Here is a 9,217-nt window from a genome sequence, read left to right as displayed (position 1 = left end):
CCTTCGTCGGCAGCGTCAGATGTGTATAAGAGACAGCACGTCAACTCCACCGCATCCCCCTCCATCCCATCCCCGAACACGACCAACCCCTCCGACTCCACGGTGAGTTCAAGCACGGCCGCCCCGACCAGCTCCCCCGAAACCAGCGACGTCCCCGTCACCGGCGAAGGCCACGCCTCCCGTACGAACCACACCAACCTGCCCTCCGAGGGGTGTGGCAGGGCGAGGGCACTGCCCCGCTCCTGCCACACCGACCGGAGCCAACCCGTGGCCCCGGTGCCCGTTCCCACGAGCACCCCGGAGGACGCCTGGGCCTCGACGACACCCCCGTCGCCCTCCAGACCCAGGCGGTATCGGGCCGTCTGATGACCGACGGCTCCCAGATAGATCTCGTTCAGCGCGACCAGTCGCTGTGTGTCATCGGCGACGGCCTCGACCATGGTCAGTTCGTCCACACCGGTACCGACCACGTGCACCGACCGCAGCAGCGTGGCCGCGGCCGCCGGCCGGTGCCGTACCAGAACGCCCGGGTTACGCCCAGGATCCGTGTCGAAGCCCAACACCGGTTGCCCGGCGAGGTACTTGGCGACGTTCGCGACCAGCCCGTCCTGCCCCACCACGACCACCACGTCCTCCGGCGCGAACAGGAACCGGTCCAGGTCGCCCCGCTCGACCTGGGTCTGACGCCAGGTCAGGGGGATCGCCGCCGAGACTTCGGCCAGCGCCCGCCGGGTCCTGCGGTGCCGTTCGGCGACCTCCTCGATGTCCCGGCCCCGCGACCGGAGGAAGTACGCGGCCTGCCCGTGCGTCCCGTGCCGGGCCACCAACTCCTCGTACTCCGTGGTCCGATGGACGAGGACGGCCCGCGGCGCGAGACTCACGCGCCGGCCTCGCCGCCACCGGCACCGAGCCTGCTGAGCAGCCCCGTCAGCACGTCCGGCGAGATCGTCACGCTGTCGATGTTCGGCAGGTTCTCCGCGAGCCGTGTCCCGGTGAGCGCGTTCAGGGTCGCCACGTCGACGTCGGCGTGCACCCGGAGCCACGCCGCCTGGGCGTGCGCCCGCGCGTCGCCCACCTCGCGCGCACCCTCGGCCTCGGCACGGGCGAGCCGTACGGAACGCGCCGCCTCGGCGTCGGCGAGCCGTACCGTACGGGTCGCCTCCGCCTCGGCCCGTACACCGTCTGCGGCCGCGTGCTCCTCGGCCTCGCGGCGCGTGTTCGTGCCGCGCTGGTCGACCAACTGCTCCTCGCGGCGGGCGAGTTCGATCTGGCTGTCGAGTTCGTTCTCGGCGATCGCGCGCTCCCGCTCGACGGCGACGGCCCGGCGTTCGTAGGTGGCCTTGTCCGCCTCCTGCTGGATCTGTTCGCGGGCCGGGGTGCGCAGCGCCCGCTCCACCTCGGGCTCGGGGCGGATGGCCATCACGCGGACGGCGACCACCTCGATGCCGGTGGCCGGGAGGCGGGGTTCGGCCCCGAGGCCGGTCGCGATCCGCTCCCGTACCGCCGTCACGCCGTCGACCAGCGCCGAGGCGAGGGGTGTGCGGGCGAGGACGGCCAGCGCGTGCTGCTGGGCCGTCTCCGTGAGCAGGGTGCCGAGCTGCTCCAGAGGCGAGCCCCGCCACACGCCCGTGTCCGGGTCGACGGAGAAGTCGAGGCGGGCGGAGGCCAGGGCCGGGTCGCTGATCCGGTACGTGACGGTCGCCTGGACCGCCACGTCCTGGAAGTCGGACGTGCGGGCATGGAAGGTCATGGCCAACTCCCGGTCGTCGACCGGCACTTCGGAGAGCGCGGCGGTCAACGCGCGGAACCAGAAGCTGAGTCCGGGACCGTCGTGCAGCAGCTTGCCCGAGCGGTGGTGCCGGATGTGTGCCGTAGGAGCCCCGCGCAGATGGCGCCAGCCCAGGCGCCGGGTGATGTCGGCCATCAGAGTCCCTCAGATCCCGTCAAGTCCCGTGGGATCCGGTCGGATCCCGCATCGATCTCGTCAGTAAGACGATAATCGTGAGGCCCGCTTGTCGTCAAGGGGACGAAAACAAAAGCCGGTACGCGAAGCCGTGGCGGTATGTGAAGTAAGGGGGTGAACTCGGCCCCGGATGGTCAGGATGGAGACATGGCACTCCATGTCGACTCCGAGACCGGGCGGCTCCGCCGCGTCATCCTGCACCGGCCGGATCTGGAGCTCAAAAGGCTCACCCCCGGCAACAAGGACGCCCTCCTCTTCGACGACGTGCTCTGGGTGCGCCGGGCGCGCGCCGAGCACGACGGCTTCGCGGACGTGCTCCGCGACCGGGGCGTCGCCGTCCACCTCTTCGGCGACCTGCTCGCCGAGTCCCTGGCGATCCCGGCGGCCCGCGCGCTCGTCCTGGACCGCGTCTTCGACGAGAAGGAGTACGGCCCCCTCGCCACCGACCACCTCCGCGCCGCCTTCGAGGCGCTGCCCGCCCCCGAACTGGCCGAGGCGCTCGTCGGCGGCATGACCAAGCGGGAGTTCCTGGAGGCCCATGCGGAGCCGACCTCCGTCCGCTTCCATGTCATGGACCTCGACGACTTCCTCCTCGCCCCGCTCCCCAACCACCTCTTCACCCGCGACACCTCCGCCTGGATCTACGACGGCGTCTCCGTGAACGCCATGCGCTGGCCGGCGCGGCAGCGCGAGACCGTCCACTTCGAGGCGATCTACCGGCACCACCCGCTCTTCCGGTCCGAGAAGTTCCATGTCTGGTCCGAGGGGCAGGCCGACTACCCGTCCACCATCGAGGGCGGGGACGTACTCGTCATCGGGAACGGCGCGGTGCTCATCGGTATGAGCGAGCGGACCACCCCGCAGGCCGTCGAGATGCTCGCGCACAAGCTGTTCGCCGAGGGCTCCGCGCAGACGATCGTGGCGCTCGACATCCCCAAGCAGCGCGCCTTCATGCACCTCGACACGGTGATGACGATGGTCGACGGCGACACCTTCACCCAGTACGCGGGGCTCGGCATGCTGCGGTCGTACACCATCGAACCGGGCGTCGGCGACAAGGAGTTGAAGGTCACCGACCATCCGCCGGAGCACATGCACCGCGCGATCGCCGCCGCCCTCGGGCTGAGCGAGATCCGCGTCCTGACCGCCACGCAGGACGTGCACGCGGCCGCGCGCGAGCAGTGGGACGACGGCTGCAACGTCCTCGCCGTCGAGCCCGGCGTCGTCGTCGCCTACGAGCGGAACGCCACCACCAACACCTATCTGCGCAAGCAGGGCATCGAGGTGATCGAGATCCCGGGGAGCGAACTGGGCCGGGGCCGGGGCGGGCCGCGCTGCATGAGCTGCCCGGTCGAACGGGATGCCGTATAGAAATTCTATGTATCGTATAGAATTCCAAAAGCAAGCACCTGTTCCCCCGTACCTGCATCGATGGAGCGCCCCCATGGCGACAGTCCCGACCGCCCTCGCCGGCCGCCACTTCCTCAAGGAGCTGGACTTCTCCGAGGAGGAGTTCCGCGGCCTGATCGAGCTGGCCGCCGAGCTGAAGGCCGCCAAGAAGGCCGGGGGCGAGACGCGGTACCTGTCGGGCAAGAACATCGCGCTGATCTTCGAGAAGACCTCGACGCGCACGCGCTGCGCGTTCGAGGTCGCCGCGGCCGACCAGGGCGCCTCTACGACCTACCTCGACCCCTCGGGCTCACAGATCGGGCACAAGGAGTCCGTGAAGGACACCGCGCGCGTGCTCGGCCGTATGTTCGACGGCATCGAGTACCGCGGGGACAGCCAGGCCGCCGTGGAGGAACTGGGTGCCTACGCGGGGGTGCCGGTATACAACGGGCTCACCGACGACTGGCACCCCACCCAGATGCTCGCCGACGTGCTCACCATGACCGAGCACAGCGCCAAGCCCCTCAAGGAGATCGCTTTCGCCTATCTGGGCGACGCCCGCTTCAACATGGGCAACTCCTACCTGGTCACCGGCGCGCTCCTCGGCATGGACGTACGGATCGTCGCCCCGAAGTCGTACTGGCCCGCCGAGGAGATCGTCACCGCCGCCCGCGCGCTCGCCGAGCGGAGCGGCGCGCGCATCACGCTGACCGAGGGGATCGAGGAGGGGGTCGCGGGTGCCGACTTCGTCGTCACCGACGTCTGGGTCTCCATGGGCGAGCCCAAACAGGTCTGGGACGAGCGGATCACGGCCCTCGCGCCGTACGCCGTGACGATGGACGTCCTGCGGGCCACCGGCAACCCGGACGTCAAGTTCCTGCACTGCCTGCCGGCCTTCCACGACCTCGGCACCAAGGTCGGCCGCGAGATATACGAGACCCATGGCCTCGACTCGCTGGAGGTCACCGACGAGGTCTTCGAGTCCGCCCACTCGGTCGTCTTCGACCAGGCGGAGAACCGACTGCACACGATCAAGGCGGTACTGGTCGCCACACTGGCCTGACCAGCGCGTATGTCCTACGGCGGCTATCCCGCCGGATGCCACTGCGGCGGTACGACGGGCAGCCTGAACCACACCGCCTTGCCGGACTCGGTCGGGCGGTGGCCGCAGGACGAGCTGAGGGCGCGGATCAGCAGCAGCCCGCGCCCGTGCTCCTGCCAGGGGTCGGGCTCCTCGGCGACGGGTTTCGTGAGGCTTCCCGGCGGCTCCGGGTCGGGGTCGTGCACCTCGACCTGGCAGCCGGTGGGCAGCAGCTCGACCACGAGCTCTATGGGGGCGTCACCGGCGGTGTGCTCCACCGCGTTCGCGACCAGCTCCGCCGTCAGCAGCTCCGCGGTGTCGCTGTCGGCCGTGTGCTTCACCTCGGACAGAGCCGTACGGACCAATGCGCGGGCCACCGGCACGGCCGCGGCGGTGTGCGGCAGTGCGATGCGCCAGGAGGCGGAGGCGGAAGGGCGTTCTTGCAAGGCGGGTCCGTTCATGGAGCAGGCTGTCCTGCTTTCAACTATATGTATGGTACGGCGCCCTTTGTCAGAGTCTCTCGGCGGGCACCGGACGGGACCTTCGGCCCCGGTACCGAGCGGCATACCCCGTTCAACGGCCACTCCCGCACAGCAGCTCCCCTTGTTACCGCGCTATTGACGACTCGTGACGGATGCGACGGCTACAGGTCATTTCGACATGGCACGGAAAACGCCCTCGGGGCCCGTTTCGCAACGGGCCCCGAGGGCGTTCCGCGGTCTTCGCGGGCGAGGATCAGCCCAGGTCGGCCATCCCCGCGGTGAGCGTCGCGCCGTCCGCCGGGTCGATCACGAGGAACGCGCCCGTGCGGCGGGAGACGGCGTAGTCGTCCAGCGCGAGCGGCTCGGCGGTGCGCAGGGTGATCCGGCCCAGGTCGTTCGCGGTCAGCTCGGCCGCGCCGCTGAGATCCTTGACGATCGCCTTGACCGTGCGGGTCGTGTGCCGCAGCAGCACCCGGTCGCCCACCCGCAGCGGCCGGTCGGCCAGATGGCATACGGCGGCCCGCACGTCCTGCGTGAGCGCGGGCGCGTCGGCCCCGGCGGTGATCATGTCGCCGCGCGACACGTCCCGTTGGTCGGCGAGGCGCAGGCTGACCGACTGGGGCGCGTACGCCACGTCGGCCTCGGTGCCGAGCACGGAGATCCCGGTGATCTCGGAACCCTCCCCGGAGGGATGCACCGTCACCCGGTCACCGACCCGCAGCGAACCGGACACCAACTGCCCCGCGTACCAACGGACTTCACCGTCCCGGATGACGTACTGCACGGGGAAGCGGGCCGGTGCGTCGGACGGGTCCGCGCCGACCGGGACATCCTCCAGGAACTCCAGCAGCGCCGGGCCCTCGTACCAGTCCATGTGCGCCGAACGGTCCACCACGTTGTCGCCGACCAGCGCCGACACCGGGATCGGCGTGAAGCCGGGCAGCCCCAACTCGGCCGCGTGGCCCGCGAATTCCTCGACGATGCGCTCGAACACGCCCTGCTCGTACCCGACGAGGTCCATCTTGTTGACGGCCAGGACGACGTTGGGCACCCGCAGCAGCGCCGCCACGGCGGCGTGCCGCAGGGTCTGCTCCACGACCCCGTTGCGCGCGTCGACCAGGATGATCGCCAACTCGGCGGTGGAGGCGCCGGTGACCATGTTGCGGGTGTACTGCACATGGCCCGGGGTGTCGGCGAGGATGAACCGCCGTCGCGGGGTGGCGAAGTAGCGGTACGCCACGTCGATGGTGATGCCCTGCTCGCGCTCGGCGCGCAGCCCGTCCGTGAGGAGGGCGAGGTCGGGCGCGTCCTGCCCGCGATCGGCCGACACCCGCTCCACGGCCTCCAGTTGGTCGGTCAGCACCGACTTGGAGTCGTGCAACAGCCGCCCCACGAGCGTGGACTTGCCGTCGTCGACCGAACCGGCCGTCGCGAACCGCAGCGTGTCGATGGTGGTGCTGGTCATGTCTAGAAGTACCCCTCGCGCTTGCGGTCTTCCATCGCGGCCTCGGAGAGCTTGTCGTCGGCACGGGTCGCGCCGCGCTCGGTGACCCGGGAGGCGGCGATCTCGGTGATGACCTGCTCCAGGGTCGCCGCGTCGGAGTCGACGGCACCGGTGCACGACATGTCACCGACGGTCCGGTACCGCACCTGCCGCTTCTCGACGGTCTCGCCCGCCTTCGGGCCGCCCCAGTCACCGGCGGTGAGCCACATGCCGTTGCGGTTGAAGACCTCGCGGTAGTGGGCGAAGTAGATCTGCGGGAGGTCGATGCCTTCGCGGGCGATGTACTGCCAGACGTCCAGCTCGGTCCAGTTGGAGAGAGGGAACACGCGGACGTGTTCGCCGGGAGCGTGCCGGCCGTTGTAGAGGTTCCACAGCTCGGGGCGTTGCCGTCGAGGGTCCCATTGCGAGAACTCGTCCCGCAGCGAGAACACCCGCTCCTTCGCCCGGGCCTTCTCTTCATCCCTACGACCCCCACCGAAGACCGCGTCGAAGCGCTCGCTCTGTATCCGCTCGGTCAACGGCACGGTCTGCAGCGGGTTCCGGGTCCCGTCGGGACGCTCGCGCAGCACACCCCGGTCGATGTAGTCCTGTACGGAGGCCACATGGAGCCGCAGCCCATGTGCGGCGACCACACGGTCCCGGTACTCAAGGACCTCGGGGAAGTTGTGTCCGGTGTCCACATGCAGCAGGGAGAACGGCACCGGCGCGGGCGCGAACGCCTTCAGCGCCAGATGCAGCATCACGATGGAGTCCTTGCCGCCGGAGAACAGGATCACCGGCCGCTCGAACTCACCCGCCACCTCACGGAAGATGTGCACCGCCTCGGACTCCAGAGCGTCCAGGTGCGAGAGTGTGAAGGCTTCTGTGGTCGTCGTCACCGCGCTCACACCAACCCCCGCTCGGACAGCACCGCGTACACCGCGTCCGCCGACTCCTGCGGGCTCTGCGTCTGCGTCGGCAGGGTGAGCGCCGGGTCCGTGGGCGGTTCGTACGGGTCGTCGACGCCGGTCAGGCCGGTGAGGTGGCCCGCGGCCTGGCGGGCGTAGAGGCCCTTCACGTCGCGTTCGCTGCACACCTCGACGGGGGTCGCGACATGCACCTCGATGTACGGCGTCCCGCTCGCCTCGTGGCGCTTGCGGACGGCCTCGCGGCTGTCGGCGTAGGGCGCGATGACGGGGACGACGGAGAGGACGCCGTTGCGCGCGAGGACCTCGGAGACGAGGCCGATGCGCTGGACGTTGGTGTTGCGGTCCTCGCGGGAGAAGCCGAGGCCGGCCGAGAGGAAGCGGCGCACCTCGTCGCCGTCGAGGACCTCCACGCGATGTCCCTCGGCTCTCAGCCGCTCCCCGAGACGCTGGGCGATCGTCGTCTTACCCGCGCTCGGCAGTCCGGTGAGCCAGACGGTGGCTCCCTGAGCCCTTGCCGTGGTGGTCATGCGCAACAGTCCTCTTTCTTACCCGACGAGCGACGTCGTCGAAGGTTAGGTAAGAACTCTGAGAGGACGTGCTAAAGAAGCTGAGGTTTAGCTGAGTGACTGGTGGTGCGCAAGAGGTCACGGGCTCCTGCCATGAACTGTTCACAATCAGCCGCTACGGCCGCTGCCGTCACACGCCCGCGAACACCGCCCCCGCGTCCCGCAGCCGCTCGTGCAGCGCCCGGAACACCTCCGCCGAGCGGGCGCCCGGCCAGTCCCGGGGGAGCAGGCTCGCGGGCAGTCCGGGGTCGGCGTAGGGGAGGTGGCGCCAGGAGTCCAGGGCGAGGAGGTAGTCGCGGTAGGCGTCCTCGGGCGGGGTGTCCGCGCGCTGCTCCCAGGCGTGCAGCACGGGCGCGTGGCGGTCGAGGAACGCCTGGTGCTGGGCGGCGATCGCGGGCAGGTCCCACCAGCGGGCCACGGCCTCGGCGGTCGCCGCGAAGCCCAGGTGCTCGCCGCGGAAGAAGTCGACGTACGGGTCGAGGTGCAGCCGCTGGAGGATGTGCCGGGTTTCCTCGTAGAGGCGGGCGGGGGCGATCCACACGCCCGGGGCGGCGGTGCCGAAGCCGAGGGCGGACAGGCGGGAGCGCAGGACGTGCCGCTTCTGGCGCTCCGACTCGGGTACGGAGAACACCGCGAGCACCCAGCCCTCGTCCTCCGGGGGTGCGGTGGCGTAGACGCGGCGGTCGCCGTCGTCCAGCAACTGCCGTGCCTCGGGGGAGAGTTGGTACCCGGCGGCGCCCTCTGCCGTGCGGGCGGGCAGGAGCAGCCCGCGCCGTTTCAGGCGGGACACCGACGAGCGCACGGAGGGCGCGTCGACGCCGGCCGCGGCCAGGAGCCGGATCAGTTCCGCAACGGGAACCGGGCCGGGCACGAAGCGGCCGTACGCGCCGTAGAGCGTGACGATGAGAGACCGTGGAGCATGCTGGTCGGACACGTTGATCATCTTAGGCCGACGGCATCGCTGCTGGTCACCTCGGGTGCGTAACCTGAACTTTCACGGTCTGCGGGTCACCCGAGGGGCGGGAACGGTCAGGCGGCGACGGCGAGTTGGTCCGCCGGTACCCGGTGCGGGGCGACGATCCGGCCGTCAGGGAGAACGGCGCCCGTGTCGTCGAAGACGATCGCGCCGTCGCACAGCAGCGTCCAGCCCTGCTCGGGGTGGGCGGAGACGATGTGCGGGGCCTCGGCGACGGTGTCGGTCACGGGGCACGAGGGCTGGTGGGAACACATGGCGTACCTCCACGTCGGATGCGATCCGTTCCGGCGGCTCCGTCACCGCCCGCATCGCATATACAGACCATCCTCCCGGCGCGAACTCATCGGA

The 9,217-nt window shown here is 70.2% G+C and carries 10 protein-coding genes; 2 read left to right on the top strand and 8 right to left on the bottom strand.

Annotated features, from left to right (window positions below; translation table 11 throughout):
* Positions 1-881: NAD(+)/NADH kinase (locus OO69_RS35925; RefSeq protein WP_051801438.1), on the bottom strand; the 881-nt coding region annotated here is incomplete at its 3' end.
* A complete protein-coding gene (locus OO69_RS35920) occupies positions 878-1,924 on the bottom strand; it encodes an SPFH domain-containing protein (RefSeq protein ID WP_033285082.1) in 1,047 nt (348 codons plus the stop codon). The genes OO69_RS35925 and OO69_RS35920, both read right to left, overlap by 4 nt.
* 186 nt (positions 1,925-2,110) lie before the next feature.
* Here OO69_RS35920 and OO69_RS35915 point away from each other — a divergent pair, with 186 nt between their 5' ends.
* Together OO69_RS35915 and argF are read left to right on the top strand one after the other, a co-directional pair.
* Positions 2,111-3,334 (top strand): arginine deiminase, encoded by a 1,224-nt coding sequence (locus OO69_RS35915; RefSeq protein ID WP_033285081.1) that lies wholly within the window; start codon positions 2,111-2,113, stop codon positions 3,332-3,334.
* Between the two features lie 73 nt (positions 3,335-3,407).
* Positions 3,408-4,415 carry an ornithine carbamoyltransferase gene (gene argF / locus OO69_RS35910; protein ID WP_033285080.1) on the top strand — a complete coding sequence of 336 codons (1,008 nt, stop codon included), beginning with the start codon at positions 3,408-3,410 and terminating at the stop codon, positions 4,413-4,415.
* A 23-nt stretch (positions 4,416-4,438) separates the two neighbouring features.
* Here the strand turns inward: argF and OO69_RS35905 are convergent, their stop codons facing one another.
* The 6 genes from OO69_RS35905 to OO69_RS35880 form a co-directional block, all read right to left on the bottom strand.
* Complete coding sequence (locus OO69_RS35905) at positions 4,439-4,894, bottom strand: ATP-binding protein (protein ID WP_033285079.1); 456 nt, start codon at positions 4,892-4,894, stop codon at positions 4,439-4,441.
* Between the two features lie 274 nt (positions 4,895-5,168).
* The gene (locus tag OO69_RS35900; protein ID WP_033285078.1) at positions 5,169-6,380 is read right to left on the bottom strand and encodes a sulfate adenylyltransferase subunit 1; all 1,212 of its coding nucleotides are present in this window, start codon (positions 6,378-6,380) and stop codon (positions 5,169-5,171) included.
* A gap of 2 nt (positions 6,381-6,382) precedes the next feature.
* Entirely contained in the window at positions 6,383-7,297 is a 915-nt protein-coding gene (cysD, locus tag OO69_RS35895) for a sulfate adenylyltransferase subunit CysD (protein ID WP_199811094.1), read from the bottom strand.
* A 5-nt stretch (positions 7,298-7,302) separates the two neighbouring features.
* Positions 7,303-7,854 carry an adenylyl-sulfate kinase gene (cysC, locus tag OO69_RS35890; RefSeq protein WP_033285076.1) on the bottom strand — a complete coding sequence of 184 codons (552 nt, stop codon included), beginning with the start codon at positions 7,852-7,854 and terminating at the stop codon, positions 7,303-7,305.
* A gap of 169 nt (positions 7,855-8,023) precedes the next feature.
* Positions 8,024-8,836: a PaaX family transcriptional regulator C-terminal domain-containing protein gene (locus OO69_RS35885; RefSeq protein WP_033285075.1), complete on the bottom strand. Its 813-nt coding sequence runs from the start codon at positions 8,834-8,836 to the stop codon at positions 8,024-8,026.
* An 86-nt stretch (positions 8,837-8,922) separates the two neighbouring features.
* On the bottom strand, positions 8,923-9,123 hold the full coding sequence (locus OO69_RS35880) for a DUF5999 family protein (protein WP_033285074.1): 201 nt from the start codon (positions 9,121-9,123) through the stop codon (positions 8,923-8,925).
* Positions 9,124-9,217 lie beyond the last annotated feature (94 nt).

It is taken from the genome of Streptomyces sp. NRRL F-525 (assembly GCF_000716605.1).
Classification (GTDB): Bacteria; Actinomycetota; Actinomycetes; order Streptomycetales; family Streptomycetaceae; genus Streptomyces.
Note: the sequence above shows the minus strand (reverse complement) of the source record. Positions and strands in the feature narration are given on the sequence as shown.